14 protein-coding genes and 2 pseudogenes are annotated in these 17,245 nt (G+C 56.8%); 6 read left to right on the forward strand and 10 right to left on the reverse strand.

The genetic code is table 11. The features are described from left to right. Window positions 1-30: 30 nt before the first annotated feature. Window positions 31-999 carry a transaldolase gene (tal, locus tag HUS66_RS16755; RefSeq protein WP_175072337.1) on the forward strand — a complete coding sequence of 323 codons (969 nt, stop codon included), beginning with the start codon at window positions 31-33 and terminating at the stop codon, window positions 997-999. Window positions 1,000-1,088: 89 nt separating this feature from the next. Here tal and HUS66_RS16760 read toward each other — a convergent pair whose 3' ends face one another. The 3 genes from HUS66_RS16760 to HUS66_RS16770 all read right to left on the reverse strand — a co-directional run bounded on the left by HUS66_RS16760 (window position 1,089) and on the right by HUS66_RS16770 (window position 5,505). Continuing rightward, on the reverse strand, window positions 1,089-3,479 hold the full coding sequence (locus HUS66_RS16760; RefSeq protein ID WP_254628888.1) for an FdhF/YdeP family oxidoreductase: 2,391 nt from the start codon (window positions 3,477-3,479) through the stop codon (window positions 1,089-1,091). Window positions 3,480-3,571: 92 nt separating this feature from the next. Beyond that, the gene (locus HUS66_RS16765) at window positions 3,572-4,381 is read right to left on the reverse strand and encodes a formate dehydrogenase accessory sulfurtransferase FdhD (RefSeq protein ID WP_175072338.1); all 810 of its coding nucleotides are present in this window, start codon (window positions 4,379-4,381) and stop codon (window positions 3,572-3,574) included. 263 nt (window positions 4,382-4,644) lie between these two features. Next, window positions 4,645-5,505 carry a LysR family transcriptional regulator gene (locus tag HUS66_RS16770; protein ID WP_175072339.1) on the reverse strand — a complete coding sequence of 287 codons (861 nt, stop codon included), beginning with the start codon at window positions 5,503-5,505 and terminating at the stop codon, window positions 4,645-4,647. Window positions 5,506-5,667: 162 nt separating this feature from the next. Between HUS66_RS16770 and HUS66_RS16775 the strand changes: the two genes are divergently transcribed. The 3 genes from HUS66_RS16775 to HUS66_RS17890 all read left to right on the forward strand — a co-directional run bounded on the left by HUS66_RS16775 (window position 5,668) and on the right by HUS66_RS17890 (window position 9,153). Then, window positions 5,668-7,515, forward strand: coding sequence for an ABC transporter ATP-binding protein (locus tag HUS66_RS16775; RefSeq protein WP_175072340.1), 1,848 nt, complete (start codon window positions 5,668-5,670; stop codon window positions 7,513-7,515). 111 nt (window positions 7,516-7,626) lie between these two features. Then, the gene (gene mmuM / locus HUS66_RS16780) at window positions 7,627-8,589 is read left to right on the forward strand and encodes a homocysteine S-methyltransferase (RefSeq protein WP_175072341.1); all 963 of its coding nucleotides are present in this window, start codon (window positions 7,627-7,629) and stop codon (window positions 8,587-8,589) included. A gap of 396 nt (window positions 8,590-8,985) precedes the next feature. Next, entirely contained in the window at window positions 8,986-9,153 is a 168-nt protein-coding gene (locus tag HUS66_RS17890) for a hypothetical protein (protein WP_254628889.1), read from the forward strand. Between the two features lie 385 nt (window positions 9,154-9,538). On the opposite strand, the pseudogene HUS66_RS16790 reads toward HUS66_RS17890, so the two are convergent. The 3 genes and pseudogenes from HUS66_RS16790 to HUS66_RS16800 form a co-directional block, all read right to left on the reverse strand. Next, window positions 9,539-10,555, reverse strand: a pseudogene (locus tag HUS66_RS16790) (IS30 family transposase). Window positions 10,556-10,674: 119 nt separating this feature from the next. Then, window positions 10,675-11,286 carry a LysE family translocator gene (locus HUS66_RS16795; protein WP_175072342.1) on the reverse strand — a complete coding sequence of 204 codons (612 nt, stop codon included), beginning with the start codon at window positions 11,284-11,286 and terminating at the stop codon, window positions 10,675-10,677. A gap of 2 nt (window positions 11,287-11,288) precedes the next feature. Beyond that, window positions 11,289-12,863, reverse strand: a complete 1,575-nt coding sequence (locus tag HUS66_RS16800) for a B12-binding domain-containing radical SAM protein (RefSeq protein WP_175072343.1) — start codon at window positions 12,861-12,863, stop codon at window positions 11,289-11,291. Window positions 12,864-12,970: 107 nt separating this feature from the next. Between HUS66_RS16800 and HUS66_RS16805 the strand changes: the two genes are divergently transcribed. Further along, entirely contained in the window at window positions 12,971-13,888 is a 918-nt protein-coding gene (locus HUS66_RS16805) for a LysR family transcriptional regulator (RefSeq protein ID WP_175072344.1), read from the forward strand. Window positions 13,889-14,035: 147 nt separating this feature from the next. Here the strand turns inward: HUS66_RS16805 and HUS66_RS18160 are convergent. Further along, window positions 14,036-14,137 (reverse strand): annotated as a pseudogene (locus HUS66_RS18160) (IS30 family transposase); the annotation flags it as partial. Between the two features lie 238 nt (window positions 14,138-14,375). Here HUS66_RS18160 and HUS66_RS16810 point away from each other — a divergent pair. Continuing rightward, complete coding sequence (locus HUS66_RS16810; RefSeq protein ID WP_175072345.1) at window positions 14,376-15,368, forward strand: IS30 family transposase; 993 nt, start codon at window positions 14,376-14,378, stop codon at window positions 15,366-15,368. Window positions 15,369-15,738: 370 nt separating this feature from the next. Here HUS66_RS16810 and HUS66_RS16815 read toward each other — a convergent pair whose 3' ends face one another. The 3 genes from HUS66_RS16815 to HUS66_RS16825 all read right to left on the reverse strand — a co-directional run. Further along, the gene (locus HUS66_RS16815; protein WP_175072346.1) at window positions 15,739-16,368 is read right to left on the reverse strand and encodes a hypothetical protein; all 630 of its coding nucleotides are present in this window, start codon (window positions 16,366-16,368) and stop codon (window positions 15,739-15,741) included. 99 nt (window positions 16,369-16,467) lie between these two features. Then, window positions 16,468-16,758 carry a hypothetical protein gene (locus HUS66_RS16820; RefSeq protein ID WP_175072347.1) on the reverse strand — a complete coding sequence of 97 codons (291 nt, stop codon included), beginning with the start codon at window positions 16,756-16,758 and terminating at the stop codon, window positions 16,468-16,470. A gap of 49 nt (window positions 16,759-16,807) precedes the next feature. After that, the coding region (locus tag HUS66_RS16825) for a hypothetical protein (protein ID WP_175072348.1) at window positions 16,808-17,245 on the reverse strand (438 nt) is incomplete at its 5' end.

Below are 17,245 nucleotides of genomic sequence, written 5' to 3' on the forward strand. Positions count from 1 at the left end.
TCGACAACGCCTCATGCTGGAGGAAATCTCATGCCTAACCTGCTCGAAGACCTGAAACAGCACAGCACCGTGGTCGCCGATACCGGCGATCTCGATGCCATCCGCCGCTTCGCCCCAAAGGATGCCACCACCAATCCGTCGCTGATTCTCAAGGCCGTGAAGTCCGGCCAATACGATGCGCTGCTCGACGACATCCTGCATGCCGCCGGCAGCCACAACGGCACTCGGGACGAAGCGGTGGACGAGGCCTGCGACCGGCTGATCGTCACGATGGGCTGCCTGATTCTCGACCATGTACCCGGCCGAGTCTCGACCGAGGTCAATGCCCGGCTGTCCTTCGATACCGAGGGCAGCATCGCCAAGGCGCGCCGGCTGGTGGCCCTGTATGAAGAGGCCGGCATCGGGCGTGACCGCATCCTGATCAAGCTGGCTTCCACTTGGGAGGGGATCCGCGCCGCCGAGGTGCTGGAGCGCGAAGGCATCCCCTGCAATCTGACGCTGATCTTCAACTTCGCCCAGGCCCGCGCCTGCGCCGAAGCCGGCGTCTTCTTGATCTCGCCATTCGTCGGGCGGATTCTGGACTGGTATCGCAAGGCCAACCCCGACACCACCTATGCGCCCGAGGAGGAACCCGGCGTGCAGTCGGTACGGGCCATTTATCACTACTTCCGCCGGCTCGAATATCCGACCGTGGTGATGGGTGCCAGCTTCCGCAACAGCGGCGAGATACTGGCACTGGCCGGCTGCGACCGCCTGACCATCAGCCCCGCGCTGCTCGAGGAGCTGGCCGAACGCGAGGGGAGCATCACGCCGGTATTGAGCGACAGCGGCGAACGCGACAGCCGCCCATCGCCTCTGAGCGAAGCGGCGTTCCGTTGGGAGCTCAACGAGGATGCCATGGCGACCGAGAAGCTGGCCGAGGGCATCCGCGGCTTCGAGGCCGACCAGGTCAAGCTCGAAGCGCTGTTGCACGACCGGCTGGCCAGCGGACAGGTATAACGCTCACCAGCACAGCACCACTAGCCCCGACGGGACTCGCCGCCGGTGTGACTCGGTCTGACCGGCTCAGGCCCCGAGGCGTATCGAACTCAGGCAATACGTACGCTGCGCTCGAGCCGAATCGCCACCGACTTTGAAGTCGGGGTATCGGTCCCCTTGCCGACGCTTTCCAGCGGCACCAGGGGGTTGGTCTCGGGGTAATAGGCCGCGCAGCAGCCTTCGGGAATGTCGTATTCCACCAGCTTGAAGGCGGCAGCGCGACGCGGCTTGCCGTCGTGATCGAGTCCGACCAGGTCGACCCAATCTCCGGCGGCAAACCCTAGCCGCTGTATATCCGACGGGCTTGCGAACAGCACCCGGCGCTGGCCTTTAATGCCACGATAGCGGTCGTTGTAGCCATAAACGGTGGTGTTGTACTGGTCGTGACTGCGCAGGGTCTGCAGGGTAAGCCAGCCGGCCTCGCGTTTGGCGTGCATGCGCTGGTGCAAGAGCGTCTCGGGCAGCGCTGCGGCGCTGAATTCGGCGCGCCCGCTGGCGGTCGGAAACCGACATTCGCGGACGGGGTTGGCCAGGTGGAAGCCTCGCGGCTGAGCGAGGCGCGCGTTGAAATCCTCAAAGCCTGGTATCACCGCCGCGATATCCTCGCGAATGCGGTCGTAGTCACTGGCATAGGCCGCCCAATCGATCATATCGGGGTCAATACCCCGGCGCGGCAATACCCGCGACAGGGTCGCCTCGGCGATGCCGGCAATGATAGCGGGCTCGGAGCGCAGCCAGGGCGAGGCCGGCTCGGTGCGCCCGGCGCTTGCGTGCACCATCGACATCGAGTCCTCGACGCTGATCTTCTGGATGTCCCCGGCCGACCCCTGGCGGTCACGCTCGCTGCGGCCAAGGCAGGGCAGAATCAGGGCATCGCCGCCCACCACCAGATGGCTGCGGTTGAGTTTGGTGCTGATCTGCACGCTAAGGCGAGTGCGACGCAGCGCGGCCTCGGTGCGCGGCGTATCCGGCGTGGCGCGGGCGAAGTTGCCTCCCAGACCCAGGAAGACCTCCGCCTGGCCGGCTTCCAGGGCATGGATGGCGCCCACGGTATTGAAGCCGGGCTGGCGCGGCATGGCCACACCGTAGCGGGCTTCCAGGGCATCGATCAGCCAGCTGGGCGCCGACTCATCGATCCCCATGGTGCGATCGCCCTGCACGTTGGAGTGGCCGCGCACCGGGCAGGCCCCGGCACCGGGCCGGCCAAGGTGCCCTCCCAACAGCAGCAGATTGATAATCTCGCGCACCATATCCACCGAGTGCTCGTGTTGGGTGATGCCCATCGCCCAGGTAATGATCAACCGCCTGGCGCTGGCATAGATGTCGGCGACATGTTCGAGCTCGGCCCGCGCCAGCCCGGACTGGTCCTCGAGATCCTGCCATGGCGTGGCCTCGACCAGGGCCCGCCACTCCGCAAGCCCATGGGTGTACCGCTCAATGAACTCGCTCGCCGGGGTGAAGCGCCCCTGCGCTTCCAGGGCAAACAGCGCCTTGGCGATTCCCCGCAGTGCCGCCATGTCGCCGCCCATGCGCGGCTGTAGATAGTCCGAGCTGATCGTCTGGCTGGCGCCGCGCAGCATCTCGAGCTTGTCCTGAGGATCGGCGAAGCGCTCGAGCCCTCGCTCGCGCAAGGGGTTGAAAGTGACCACCCGCGCACCGCGTTTCACGGCTCGACGCAGATCGCCGAGCATTCGCGGATGGTTGGTGCCGGGGTTCTGACCCAGCACGAAGAGGGTATCGGTCTCTTCGAAATCCTCCAGCAGCACCGTCCCCTTGCCGGTACCGAGACTGGCCGTCATGCCCACGCCGCTGGCCTCATGACACATGTTCGAGCAATCGGGGAAGTTGTTGGTGCCATAGAGACGCACGAACAGCTGATAAAGATAGGCGGCCTCATTGCTGGCCCGGCCCGAGGTATAAAACAGCGCCTGGTTGGGGTCATCGAGCGCCGCCAGATGATCGGCGATCAGCGCGAAGGCCTCGTCCCAGCTGGTCGGTACATAGCGGTCGCTGTCCGCGTCATAGCGCATCGGCTCAGTAAGACGCCCCTGGTCCTCGAGCCGAAAGTCATCCCAGCCTTCGAGCTCGCTCAGGGTGTGGCGAGCGAAGAAGTCGCGGCCGACTCGCTTGGCCGTGGTCTCCCAGGCCACCGCCTTGACGCCGTTCTCGCAGAATTCGAAGGATGAGCCTTCCAGCGGATCGCCCCAGGCACAGCCGGGGCAGTCGAAACCCGCCGGCTGGTTCGTCGACAGCAGCGCACGCACGCCGGTCAACGGCGCGCGGTTGTGCTGCAAATGCTCGCCCACACTCTTTAGCGCGCCCCAGCCGCCGGCCGGCCCTTTATAAGCTTTCACCTGAGGGTCGCGAGTCTGTTCCGGATCGGCTTGGGGAATATCTGCAGTGTCGTATGTCTCGGCGGTCATGGGAGTCTTGGCGGTCATAGGAGTCTCGGCAGTCGGGGCAGAAGCGATAGGGTCGGGATCGAATCAGAGGTGTGCATGAACCTGCTTCACGGCTCGTCTTCCAGGTGGCGTCATGAGCGGTGCGACGCGGCGGGCTCATGGCCGCTGATTAGCTCCAGACGTCGACCGCGATGGCAGCAAATCAGGTTGAGACCGCAGGCTCTCGCCACCTCGACGGCCATGGCCGAAGGGTGCGACAGGGTGGCCAGGGTCGAAATGCCGGCACGTACCGTCTTCTGCACCAGCTCCAGGCTGCAGCGACTGGAGAGCAGAACGGCATCTGGCATACGTCCGCGGCGAAGCCCTTCACCGATCACCCGGTCAAGGGCGTTGTGGCGACCGATATCCCAGCCATCCATGACCACCCAACCACCGCCATCCAGCCCAAGCGCCCCGTGCTGGCCGCGTCGGGCGCGGGCCTCGAGCTCGCCGAGTCCCTGGCGAAGCGCCTCGCTCGGCAAAGGTGGCCAAGCCTCGAGGCGCTTGAGCCCGGCCATCAGTTGAGCCTCATCGGCCATGCCGCAGGCCCCACAACTCGATACCGAGGCTGCCGGACGCCGCGCTTCTTCGGCGCGCGCGGCAACGCCGGGAGCCACCCGGAGCGTCACCGACAGGCCGTGGCGCAATCGAGCTAGCTGCACGTCTTGCACCTGATCGAGACTATCGATCCAACCGGCGGTGAAGGCATGGCCAAGCGCCAGCGGCTCGAGGGACTCGGGCGTGGCAAGCAAGGCGACCATGGCGGTGTCATTGAGCAGTAGCGTGATGGGGCGCTCCTGAGGACCCTGCCAATCTCGCAGCGGAGCATCTCGATGGTCGTCATAACCCACTGAAGCGGAAGGGATATGACGTGGCGCAAGTGCGAGCGCGGGGGAAGTCATATGGCATGATCCGAATAGCGTCTATACATGGACGCTAACCCAAGGCCGAGGATCGGCGCCAATCGAGACGCCTGATGCCATCATAGAGGCTGTCTATCTCTATCAAGGGCTAAGATAAAGGGCCGGGATAAAGGGCTGAGATTAGGGGCCTAGACAGTCTGGCCACTCCGCAAGGGCTGGCGGCAGGCCAGCGAGGACGATTAGCCGGGGTATCTCAGTGGACGACACCAGCGCTGGCCCAGGTCATGGGGTCTCGTGCCGGCTCAGGCCGCCGGCCAGGCCGTCAGCACCGCCTCCAGCAGCCGGCTGGCCGGCCGCTGCCGACTCCACAAGAGCCCGACCCGATCACCGTGCCCCGGCAGGCGGTGTGCCACGACCATCGGGGTCAACCGCCTCGCGGCGGCCTCCGGCATCACTCCGACGCCGTGGCCCGCGACCAGCAGCTCACCTAGGGCGTCGATGGAATTGGCCTCGAAGGTAGGCTCAATGGCAAGTCCCTGCTCGGCCAGCCGGGACTCGAGCAGCTGGCGGTTGTGCATCTCAGGCGTCAGCAGGCAGAGCGGGTATGCCAACAAATGCGACCAGTCCGGGTGCTCTGGCAGGCTGAAGTGCGCGGGCGCCGCCACCAGGGCCGGCGCTTCCTCGATCATGGGCCGGAAGGCAAAACCCGCCATCGCCGGGGTATCCAGATAACCGACCACCAGATCCAGGGCGCCATTGGCGAGCCCTTGGGCCAGATCCGGCGTCGCCTGCTCGCGCAGACGGATGGAGAGCCCCGGATGGGCGCGGCGCAGGGCCCCAAGGCGACCGACCATCTCCCCCAGCGCAGTGGGAATCACCCCCAGGGTCAGTCGCCCCTCCAGCGGTGCCTCGAGGGACAGCTCGCCGCGCAGAGCGGCATACTCATCGAGGATGCGCCGGGCATGCGCCAGCACCCGTTCGCCTTCCGGCGTAAAGCCCTCGAAGCGGCGGCTGCGCCGGATCAGGCGGGTATCGAGTTCTTCCTCGAGCTGGCGCAGACACGCCGAGAGCGTCGGCTGCGTCACATGGCAAGCGGCGGCCGCGCGCCCGAAGTGGCGCTCGCGGGCAAGCGCAGCGAGAAAGGCGAGCTGGCGATGGTCCAAAGGTGTCTCCGCAACGCTTTAAGGTCAGAAAAGTGCCCCGATGGGCCTCGACTCATGGGCCTCGATCGCTCAGGCGATTCAAGCGACACCGATGACACTGGCAGCGGGTGCTTGATAGGCGCCGGCTGATACACTGGGCCATTGCCGCCAAGGAAGCCTATCTTGTCACCACCGCCCTCCCCCACGCCAGGCCGCTTCTCGAGCTTCATCGGCGTGTTTCGCTACAGCCGCCGCGCCCTGTCACTGGTCTGGGATACCTCCAGGGGCCTGACCCTGGGTCTGGCACTTTGCACCCTGGTCGCCGGCGTACTGCCGGCGGTAGCGGCCTATGTGGGCCAGTTGATCGTCGATGCGGTCGTGGCCGCCATGGATGGCTACAAGGCAGCGGCCGAGCCCTCACTGCTCGACAGCGCCCTGCCGGTGCTTAAATACGTGGTGCTCGAGGGACTGATCATTGCCCTGATCGACCTGGCCCAGCGCGGTCTCTCGGCCCAGCAATCGCTGCTGCGGGCGCTGCTTGGCCAGAAGGTCAACGTGATGATTCTGGAGAAAGCCGGCACTCTGTCGCTCGCCCAGTTCGAGGACTCGGAGTTCTACGACAAGCTGACCAGGGCCCGCCGCGAGGCCTCGACCCGGCCACTGGCGCTGGTCAACAAGACCTTCGGGCTCTTGCAGAACGGCATCTCGCTTGCCAGTTTCGCGGTGCTGCTGGTGCAGTTTTCCCCCTGGGCGATCGCCATCTTGGTGATCGGTGCCCTGCCGGTGTTTATCTCCGAGGCGAAGTTCTCCGGCGATGCCTTCCGGCTGTTTCGTTGGCGCTCACCGCAGACGCGCATGCAGATGTATCTGGAGACCGTGCTGGCTCGCGAAGACAGCATCAAGGAGGTCAAGCTCTTCGGCCTCGAACCCTTGTTCCTCAAGCGCTACCGGGACATCTTCAAGGGGCTCTACGCCGAGGACCGCCGTCTGACGATTCGCCGCGACGCCTGGGGCTTTTTGCTCGGCCTGCTGGGCACTCTGGCCTTCTACGGCGCCTATGCCTGGGTGGTGATCGATACCGTGATCGGACGGCTGACCCTTGGCCAGATGACCATGTACCTGATGGTCTTCAAGCAGGGCCAGGCGGCGCTCTCGGCGAGCCTCACCGCCGTCAGCGGCATGTACGAGGACAACCTCTATCTCTCGAATCTCTATGAATACCTGGAGCAGCCGGTGGAAAAAGCGGCCGGCACGCTGACCCAGGGCGAGCATCCCGGCGACGGCATTCGCTTCGAACGGGTTGGCTTCACCTACCCCGGCGCCGAGACGCCGGTGCTCACCGATATCAGCCTTCACCTGCGCCCGGGCCAGAGCCTGGCGCTGGTCGGTGAAAACGGTTCCGGCAAGACCACCCTGATCAAGCTGCTGACGCGCCTCTATCCGCCCAGCGAAGGCCGTATCCTGCTCGACGGCAGCCCGCTTCAAGACTGGGACGTTCAGGCCCTGCGCCGACGCATCGGCGTGATCTTTCAAGACTTCGTGCGCTATCAGCTGCAGGTGGGCGAAAACCTCGGCGTCGGCAATGTCGATGCCTTCTCCGACGAAGCCCGCTGGCGCTATGCCGCCGAGCATGGGCTCGCCGACGACTTCATCGCCCAGATGCCGGCAGGCTACGAAACCCAGTTGGGGCGTTGGTTCAAAGGCGGCCAGGAGCTGTCTGGCGGTCAGTGGCAGAAGGTGGCCCTGTCACGGGCCTACATGCGTGAAGACGCCGATATCCTGGTGCTGGATGAACCCACGGCGGCCATGGACGCCGCCGCCGAGGCCCGAGTCTATGCCCGCTTCCGCGAACACCGCCGCGACAAGATGACCATCCTGATCTCGCACCGCTTCTCGACCGTACGTGCGGCCGACCAGATACTGGTCATCGACCGGGGACGGATCATCGAGCGCGGCGACCACGAGCACCTGCTGGCCGAGAACGGCCGCTATGCCCAGCTCTTCCGACTGCAGGCCGAGGGCTATCGCTGATCGCACGGCAAGGGGTATATAAAAAACATCACTTCATCATGATGTTATCCTGCCACTTTCTTTATCATGCGCCTCCTGTCGATGCTCTATACCAGACGAGGAGGCTTCCCGATGCCGACCCAAGACCCTATCGCCGCCGGCCTCGCCCGCGCACCCTATCTGATCGTCGACGGGGCCCTGGCCACGGAGCTGCAGACCCGCGGCCATGACCTTAGCGGTGACCTCTGGTCAGCACGCCTGCTGCGTGATGACCCGGCGGCCATCCGCGACGTGCATACGGCCTACTTTTCAGCAGGCGCCGATATCGCCATCACCGCCAGCTACCAGGCCACCGTCGAAGGCTTCATGCGCCTGGGGCTCGATGCGGCCAGTGCCGAGGCGCTGATTCGGCGCTCGGTGACGCTGGCGAAGCAAGCCCGCGATGCGCACTGGGCCAAGCACGCAAGCGACCACATCCCCTATCCGCTGGTGGCTGCCTCGGTGGGACCCTATGGCGCCTATCTCGCCGATGGCAGCGAGTACCGTGGCGACTATGGCCTCGACCGGGCGGCACTCGCCGACTTCCATCGCCCCCGGCTCGCCACCCTGCTCGAAACGCAACCGGACCTGCTGGCCATCGAGACCCTACCGAGCCTCGACGAGGCGCTGGCACTTGCCGAGCTGGTCGCAGAACGCCCCGGCACACAGGCCTGGATCACCTTCTCCGCCCGCGACGGCCAGCACATTAGTGATGGCACCCCGATTGCCGAGTGCGCACGCGCGCTGCGTGACCGCCCCGGCATCTGCGCCATCGGTATCAACTGCACGGCCCTCGAGCACATCGAGTCGCTGATCGGCGAAATCCGCACCCAGTGCACCCTGCCGATCATCGTCTATCCCAACTCCGGTGAGCACTACGACGCCGAAACCAAGCGCTGGCTGGCCGGCTGTGCAAGCGCTCAGGCACCCTCTAACCTGGCTGAAGGCGCCTCGCGCTGGCTTGCTGCCGGCGCCACAGTGATCGGCGGCTGCTGTCGTACCGGCCCCGACGACATCGCGACACTCGCCCAGCATCGTCGGGCGGCTGATCAGTAACATGGTATCCGCCAGAACTCACACGCTGGCGGTCTTCTCCAAGCACGCGGATGCGGGCTGTCACCAAGCGAGGGTTATCGCGGCGCAAATGACCGGGTAGCCCTATTGAGTGCGATGACCATATGCCAGTACTCGTGGCGTGAGATATCTTCTACCGCTAGGAACTGGCTTCCTCACTCCCCGGCATCAGCTACAGCGTGGCCGGCGACGATCTGCTACGAGCCCTGATCGAAGGCCTAGAGCACTCGCTGGCCTTGCTATTTTTTCCTTCCGGCGCATGAGAGGTTGATAAGCTTCAACCACTCATAGTTACCGGTCGGTAACTATTTAAACGTCACGCCTCTCGTAGCGTCATAAATTATCGATCAGTAATTGCAATACTGGAAGTCACGACACATGACCGGCTCCACCCCACTCAAAACGCTTGACGACCGCATTCGTCACAGTGAAAACCTTGGCAAACTCGTACGCCAGGCACGTGCCGAACAATCATTGCTACAGATCAATTTGGCCGGGCTGGCCGGTACTGGAAACCGTTTCATCGTTGATCTGAAGCGAGGTTAACCGACGCTACAGCTCCAGAAAGTTCTAGACGTACTGGATCTCATGGGCCTCGAAGTCATCGTGCAGTGCAAGGGGACACATCAAGATGGCGAGTGACGAGGCCCCCTAAGCCATGCCCCCGCTCCCTCGAATGATTGCCTATTGATAGCCTCTGGTGATCACACCTGCTCAATAACGCGGCAACGGTAAGGTTTTAATCCTCGGGATAATTTTTCGTCTTTAAGCGCCTGAACCAGGCGATCACTGAACATCGGAGTCCATGGCCAGCTCGGCGACCCTCTCTGAATGCAGTATAATCGCCTGGAGACTGAGCCTGATCACTATTCGTAACAGCATTTGAGTTATCGGTTGCCATCCTTGGCGGTCTCAAGTTCCAAGTGCAACGCTATTGAAGGGTGCCGGGACCAGCGACCGATTTCTTGAGCACCTCGGCGTACACTTCCAGTGGCGTGCGCCAGTCCAGTGTCTTGCGCGGCCGCGTGTTTAGTGAGTCCGTGATCGCGTCGAGTTCTTCCTGGCTGTAGACAGAAAGATCTGTGCCTTTCGGCAGGTACTGCCGTAACAGCCCGTTGGTGTTCTCATTCGAGCCCCGCTGCCATTGGCTATGCGGGTCAGCGAAGTAGATGGCCGTACCGGTCTTTTGGGTGATCTCGGCATGTTTAACCATCTCCCTGCCTTGATCGTACGTCATGGACAGACGCAGGGATCGAGGCACTTCATTAAGTTTGTCGCTGAAGCCAACCGCCGCTGCCGTAGCAGTGGTGCCATCCACCTTCGCCAGGGTCACCAGCCGCGTGGTGCGCTCCACCAATGTACCGACCGCGGAGCGATTATTGGCGCCAATGATGAGGTCGCCCTCCCAGTGGCCAGGCATCAAGCGGTCTTCGATCTCAGGCGGCCGCATGTGGATACTGACCAGATCGGGAATCTGCTGGCGTCGATCTGAGCCACGGCTGCGTGGCCGACGCTTGCCGTTGCCCTGCCGCAAACAGGCGATGAGCGCTTTTTTGAGGCTGCCACGGGGCATCTAGAGCGCGTTGTAGATGGCCTCATGAGAAACTTGTCGATGTGAATCGTTGGGAGACATGCGTTTCAGTGTGCGGGCTATTTGCTGCGGTGACCAGTACTTGCGCAGCAGATGGACCACGACCTCGAACAACTCGCCGTTGGGATGCAGCTTGGGGCGCTGACGTGGCCGATGACGCGTTAGGCGGACCCGGTAGCCGGCGAGACTGGCATCGTAGCCTTTGATGGAGTCAATCGTATGGCGAGCGATTTCACGCGATACGGTACTCGGGGCACGGCCCAGATGACAGGCGATAGTTCGGATCGATTGAGTCGTTCGCATCATCATGATGGCAGCTCGGTCTTCAACAGTGAGATGGCGGTAGCAGTAGGTCATGGCAACACCGTACCTGATGGGTTACGTGTTGCACTTGGTCATTGAGACCGCCTACTCTTCAGTATTGATTTTCATTGCCATATCCATTCCAACTTGAGGCCAACATATATAGGCCGGAATCAACCAAAAATTACGACCCAGCCAAGAACTAAGAAGACAATTGAAACAGCAAGCCTCCCATGCTTTTCATAGTTATCACCCCCGAGCAGATGGTTTTTTATTTTGGATGAGATCAATACGATCAGAACATCTCCTAGCGACATAACCAGATTGGCGAGAGTTCCAATAACAAACAGCATCAGGACAGGATTGTCAGCTTCTTGAGGAAGAAACTGGGGAATGAATGCGAGATAAAATAGCGAACTCTTAGGGTTCAGCACCTCTACAAGAGAGCTCTCCTTAAAAGAAGATGGTCGAACACACGCCATCTTGCCAGCTTCAAATTCATGCGCCCAGAATTGATATAGCTTACGAAAACCTAGATATAGAAAATAGCCACCACCTGCAAAACGCAAACAATCAAACAGCACTGGACTGGTGAGCAAAAAGCTGGCTACTCCGGTCGCAGCAATTATCACATGCACCTGCGAGCCACAGAAAACACCAACCACTACCCTGAAGCCTGCAGCTTCCCCCTCCGCCACGGTTCTTGAGATCGTGTAGAGCATCGCCGGCCCCGGCACAAATGCAAATACCAGGCAAGAGCTGAAAAAAAGCATGTAGTTTCCCATGGCTATAGCTCATCGCCTACTACAATTCCAAGATTTTTACTATAGCTCCTGATCTCATCTCTTACAGAAGCTATATCAGCTTTGCACAAAGCTGGCATCATAGCCCTGACGTAGTCATTTATTGCAGTGTCTCGGTCAAATATATCTTTATCCTGATAATAACAAGCCACTTCATACAACACCGCGTCTTCAGAAACCTCAAGCCCAAGAGATTTTGCTTCTCGCTTTGCCGCTTCAGGGTTTATTAAATATTCATAATCCTTAGACCCTGGCTCCGGGGAAAGCATCTCCACGTCGGCGCTAACAATTACATCCCTGCCCATTTCCAATATTTTCTTATACTCTCTCACATTCTCATCAAGCAGTTCTTTATTCATTCCTATATGGCCAAGAACAAATCCTGCCTTAATTTTCACGCCAAATTTCCGAGCATTCTTTATGGCACTAATATTTGCCATATACATACTTTCAGATGAGGCAATAACACTCTTCTTTCTTAGCGGCTTCTTAAGGGCTTGCAGTGACCTTATGGCGCCGGCATCAATTCCAACAAACAGAACCTTGAAGCCAATGCTTGCCATAGCTTCCATTACATTACGCTTTTCCATACCATCAGCCCTAGCATACCCAACTAGCATTGGACGCTTATGGGTCGGCAAGTCCAACCACCATTTGGGCTTAAATTTATCCATATCTAAAAGTAGGCGGGCAAACGTTAACGGGAGCTCATCTGCCGTTATATACAAATAGTCATATCCATTATCATGAGCAGCCTTTATTGCACTCCAGGCCTGCTCATGATGAAGATAATTTCTCCACATCCCTCCATACTGGATAGAACAAAATGAACATGCATCATCTCCCTTGAATTTTATACAACCTCTGGCGATTTCTACAGGCACCCCGGACGTCACAAAACGCTGGGTTAAATCATGAATCCTACCGGTTAATCGCGCTTGAAAGTTCTTCTTGTAAACATCAGCATGATCAAACACTTTATCTATCAGAGAATAATCTATATGGTGATTTATTTCTTCACCTCCCCCATTCGCAGGATTTATAATATCTTTTGTCACCAATGATGGTAACCTACGGCTGACATGTCCGTGATCCCTTATGTCATCCAACAAGCATTTTAAAGTTTGATAAACCTCATTACCAACCACCCCGTAATCAACAGACCAGTACCTTTTCATTATCTCTTTATGCATGACACTAAAATGATCATTGCCAAAAATGGTCTTTATTTCTTCATCTACTGACTTTGCAAATTCCCCGACATAAAGACAGGAATCAAAATTTGCAGTTATCGCACTTAAGCAAACTGCCAGAATTTTATCTGCATTTTCCCGAACATAAACAAAAAGCTCATCAATAGGAACAGCCACCCCGTCAAAATAGACAGATTCATACCCAAATTTACCCACATACGACGCAAGAGAAAGGACCCCAAGATGGGGAAAATTAGCCCAGTCAGTATGCTGAACACCTTTTGCAACTGATCCTTCACCACTTTCAAGATTCGCGAAAAAATCGTCTGAATTAGCGGGATTAACAAAAACCACTATATTTCTCATAACCACCCTCTCCACAAAATAAATGAATTAATAACAAAATGCAGAGAGGTTGGAAAAAGGAAAAAATTAAGGTATGATATTAGTTTAACTCATGCATGAGATCTCACATGAAGCAACCACCACCTCTCTACGCCCTTAGAGCATTCGAAATGGCCGCTAGATTAGGCTCTTTTACAAGAGCAGCTGATCATTTATGCCTGTCGCAAAGCGCGGTAAGTCACCATGTTAAAAATCTCGAAAATCACTTGGAATGTAAGCTATTCCAACGCAACGGAAAAATACTTTCACTCACCGAAAGAGGAGAGCAATTATCGAGCGACCTTAGAGATGCATTCATGCTTATCGAGAAGGCTTGTTATAAAAATCTAGGAGAAGCATCGGGAATAAAAATAAAAACCCCTACATCACTTACAGCGAGGTGGCTACTATCAATAACACATAGCTACAACACAAAATCCAGCAGGAACCCTATACAGATAAGTAGCCACTGGATGGAACCCGACGAAGTTGACTTCCACTCAGAGCCATTCGACGGAGCGATATTATTAAGTAACGGTGACTTCCCCGATCATGTGGTTTCTACAAAACTATTTGATGAGTGGCTAGTCCCCATTTGCAGCCCAGATTTCCTTGATGTGCATGCTGAAAGCTTTACCTCCGTCCACCACCTTCCTCTTCTTCACCCGTCACTAGACAAACGAGACTGGAAAAAATGGCTATATAAAACTGGGTATAAAAACAATTTCAACGTGGAGGAAGGGATGAAATTTGACACCCTCGATCAAGGGATAACTGCCGCATACCAAGGGCTAGGAATAAGCATCGCCGATTTATCAATGATAAAAAACGACCTAGAAAGCCATAGGTTACATATACCCTTCCCCTACGCTGTTCATTCAGGCATGGGGTACTTTTTTGTTCGTCCTAAACATTCTGCACGTCAAGAATTGTTAGAAGATTTTGTTTCCTTTTTGTCCCAACACTCTCCAAATCATGATGTACCTGGGTTAACATACATAAAATAATCTCCCATAAGGTGCATCCTTATTTATTGGCATACGCATTCCGGAGGATGTGACACTTAGAGCTATTATAATGATTTTTCCCATCTTCTTTAACGCATTCAGAACAGCAGCTTCACCAAGCACGGTTTTATTTTTTGCTGCCTGAACTCAAGCAATAAGCGCAGCACCTGCGGTGTCCAAGGCTCTTGAGTATTCCCCCAGGAGCACTTGTGCCAGTGCCCGAAAACCGAGGCGCTTTCGAGGGTGATCTTACCCAATGATCGTGGCACTTCATTGAGCTTATCACTATTGTTGGCGCCGATGATGAGATTGCCTTCCCTGCGATACCTGTCAACGCCGATGAAGATTGTCCGCTTTTCATCAGTTTAGATTGTCCGGTTTATGTCTTGGATTCATAGAATAACCGCAGCACTTTGGACCACGAGGTAGAGGCAGGAGGGCCAGCGTCGGTACCCTCTCGGCTTTACCGACCAAAGTGAAGCAGAGCATGCGATACCGACAGCTGACCCAGAAGCAACGATATCAGATATTTGCCCGTCTTGAGACCGGGGCAAGCCAACGTCAAATCGCCAGTGAGCTCGGCATCCACAGCAGCACGGTCAGTCGGGAGATCCGTCGCAACGCTGTCTGCCATGGTTATGATCCGGAGCAGGCTCAGACTCCCAGCGACTGGCGACGTCGACTTGCTTGGAAGACGACCAAGCGCTTGCCCAGCCTGATCCGCTGGATAACCCGACAGCTGCGGGACGAATGGAGCCCTGAGCAGATCAGCGGTTTCATGGCCAATGTCAATGGCACCCGAGTCAGCCATGAATGGATCTATTCGCTGATTCGCGATGACAAGGCCCGCGGAGGCCACCTCTGGCGGGCGCTGCGGCTACCTCAACAGCGTCGTTATCATCGACATCTGGCTAAACGAGCCGGGCTCGGCAAGATTCCTAATCGTGTGGGCATTGAGCATCGTCCCACCGAGGTAGAGAACCGTCTGCATATCGGCCACTGGGAAGGCGATACGATCCTCAAGGGGCACAAAGCGTCTGGCCTAGTGACGCTAGTTGAACGTCGTAGTGGCTACCTGCTGGCCGCCAGGTTGCCGCACATAACGGCATGGAGAACGGCCAGCGCCATGATTCGATTGTTAAAACCTCGCCGGGGTGCCGTAAAAAGCATCACCTTGGATAACGGCTCGGAATTCGCCGAACATCGGCAAGTGGCCCAGGCCATAAGCGCTAGTGTCTATTTCTGCGCCCCCTACCGTTCCAGCCAGCGGGGAACAAACGAAAACACCAACGGGTTAATTCGGCAGTACTTTCCGAAAGGCACCGACTTTCAGAGGGTAAGCGATGCCGATCTACGACGCGTGGTAGAGAAGCTCAACAATCGACCCAGGAAGCGCTTCGGCTATCGGACACCCGCCCAGGTATTTCTCGGTGAACATTCAGGCGCATTGGAAACCGCAGGTGCTGCACTTATTGGTTGAATCCAAGCCTTCAGAAACGTTCTCGGCCTCTACCCCCTCAGACTCTTTATCTGCATATACTACAATCGTAGGCAACGTTGTAACATCACTTTTTTCTTCCCTCATGCGATTTTACTCCTTTATTCCCTTCGAACACACTCTAATCATCACCAAATCACAATCATCAACTACCATCAAAAGACCAGAAGCGGACCATTAACCGTCTTTAGCCTTCGACCTCGGCCTTATCAAACGGAAAAAAAACAATAAAAAAATATTAACCACCCCCCACACCACAAGAAACAAAGCCCATGACATGAAAACAACTACCCCAAAAACAAAAATCCTATTACTATAAAATTCTGAAACTTTAGCACTATACCCACCACTATCAGAACTCATCCCAACCACCAAATAAAGCACAAAAAAAAACAATAAAAAACATAACAAATGATGCAAAAAATCCGCGCAACAAAAATACTAAAAACCTTTTACCCAGAGGGCCGTAACGTTCATCAACCTGGCTAATAAAACCCACCGAACCTAAGAACCAGTGCGCTAAGAAAAACAAAAAAGCAAAAAAGCAAACATCTAAGTAATCTATCAAAAGATAAATAGAGTCATACCCATAGCCACTCTTTCTTTGCGCATCACGCCAGTCTCTGTAATGAAAAAAATCGGCACCATTCTCCGGCAAAAGCCTCTCTATTGGCCAATACAACTCCATATAATCATGATCAAAAAAAAGACCTACCTGATACACCCCTGCAACAATAATTGCGGGAGCAGAAAAGAAAATAAAAAAAGGAACCGAAGCGAAACGCGGCGGATTAAGGGTGGTTTTATCAAGAGTGGGATAGGGCATTTCAGGCAAATATCTTTGGAGAAAAAAGCACAAACACCAGGTTATCGAAAACACTGTGAACGCCAGGCTAAAATCCCATAAAAACAACCACATCATTGCCAAGTACATGACAAAAAGCCATACCACACCCATCTGTCTACTTTTCATTGAAGTCATTTCATATTCTCCATCCCGCACCTTCTTAACGCCACGACATCGTATTGCCCTGAGCTACCTAAAACCGCTTCAGCTTGTGCAGTCAGTTGCTTTTCATTGTTAACCACCATTTCCTCCGGTGGCGATCGCCTGGCGCCCCGCCTCCATCTGCGCCGCGAGGTCGTCGAGGCCCAGTGATCCGCTCATCCATCCGTCAGGCAGCAAACGGGCGGCCTGGTTGATCTTGGCTTTGGCGGCCCCTTGAGTAGCCGCATCGACGCTGGTGGTAAATACCTTCTGAATTTCAGGGTTCTGGGACAGATCGGCGGCGCTCTCAATGAATGCCTCATAATCGCCTGGAGACTGAGCCTGACCGCTATTCGTAACAGCACTGGAGTTGTCGGTTGCCATCCTTGTTTCTCCTGCGCATATGGTCTATCAATATTTCAAGCACTTGATATCAAGCGCTTGTCCTCAAACACTTCGTCGACAAGGCATTGATCATCGACCACACGACTATCCAGGCACTACACCAGAAAAAATATTGCATCAGTAACGCCAGCGGCCAGTGATTGGCCAGGTACAGAATGATGCCCTCTCCTCGGGTTCCAACGGGTTCCCCTCCAATGGCAGTGATAGTTACAATCGGTGCCACAACGCACAGAAGGATCAGCCCCACGAACATGACAATCCACTTCCATAAAGACAAGTCCAGGGTGCTTTGTGGCGGATGTAACGCCTGCTTGATATTCCGGAAGACCTCCGAGTGGAAACAAAACCAGTGCGCCACGAAGTAAACAAAAACAATAAAATAGGTGGTCAGCATTCCCCGCAGCAGATACACCGTCTCTAGGCCCTGTACAGGGTCGGGGTAGACGAAGTCATTGTCCCGATCGAA

The sequence above is a fragment of the Onishia taeanensis genome (assembly GCF_013349955.1).
Lineage (GTDB): Bacteria > Pseudomonadota > Gammaproteobacteria > Pseudomonadales > Halomonadaceae > Onishia > Onishia taeanensis_B.

Coding starts and splice junctions, on each gene's coding strand:
- HUS66_RS16810 (WP_175072345.1), top strand. CDS start 14,376: ATGCGATACCGACAGCTGACCCAGAAGCAACGATATCAGATATTTGCC.
- tal (WP_175072337.1), top strand. CDS start 31: ATGCCTAACCTGCTCGAAGACCTGAAACAGCACAGCACCGTGGTCGCC.
- HUS66_RS16800 (WP_175072343.1), bottom strand. CDS start 12,863: ATGAGAAATATAGTGGTTTTTGTTAATCCCGCTAATTCAGACGATTTT.
- HUS66_RS17890 (WP_254628889.1), top strand. CDS start 8,986: ATGACCGGCTCCACCCCACTCAAAACGCTTGACGACCGCATTCGTCAC.
- HUS66_RS16765 (WP_175072338.1), bottom strand. CDS start 4,381: ATGACTTCCCCCGCGCTCGCACTTGCGCCACGTCATATCCCTTCCGCT.
- HUS66_RS16795 (WP_175072342.1), bottom strand. CDS start 11,286: ATGGGAAACTACATGCTTTTTTTCAGCTCTTGCCTGGTATTTGCATTT.
- HUS66_RS16760 (WP_254628888.1), bottom strand. CDS start 3,479: ATGACCGCCAAGACTCCCATGACCGCCGAGACATACGACACTGCAGAT.
- HUS66_RS16805 (WP_175072344.1), top strand. CDS start 12,971: ATGAAGCAACCACCACCTCTCTACGCCCTTAGAGCATTCGAAATGGCC.
- mmuM (WP_175072341.1), top strand. CDS start 7,627: ATGCCGACCCAAGACCCTATCGCCGCCGGCCTCGCCCGCGCACCCTAT.
- HUS66_RS16820 (WP_175072347.1), bottom strand. CDS start 16,758: ATGGCAACCGACAACTCCAGTGCTGTTACGAATAGCGGTCAGGCTCAG.
- HUS66_RS16815 (WP_175072346.1), bottom strand. CDS start 16,368: ATGACTTCAATGAAAAGTAGACAGATGGGTGTGGTATGGCTTTTTGTC.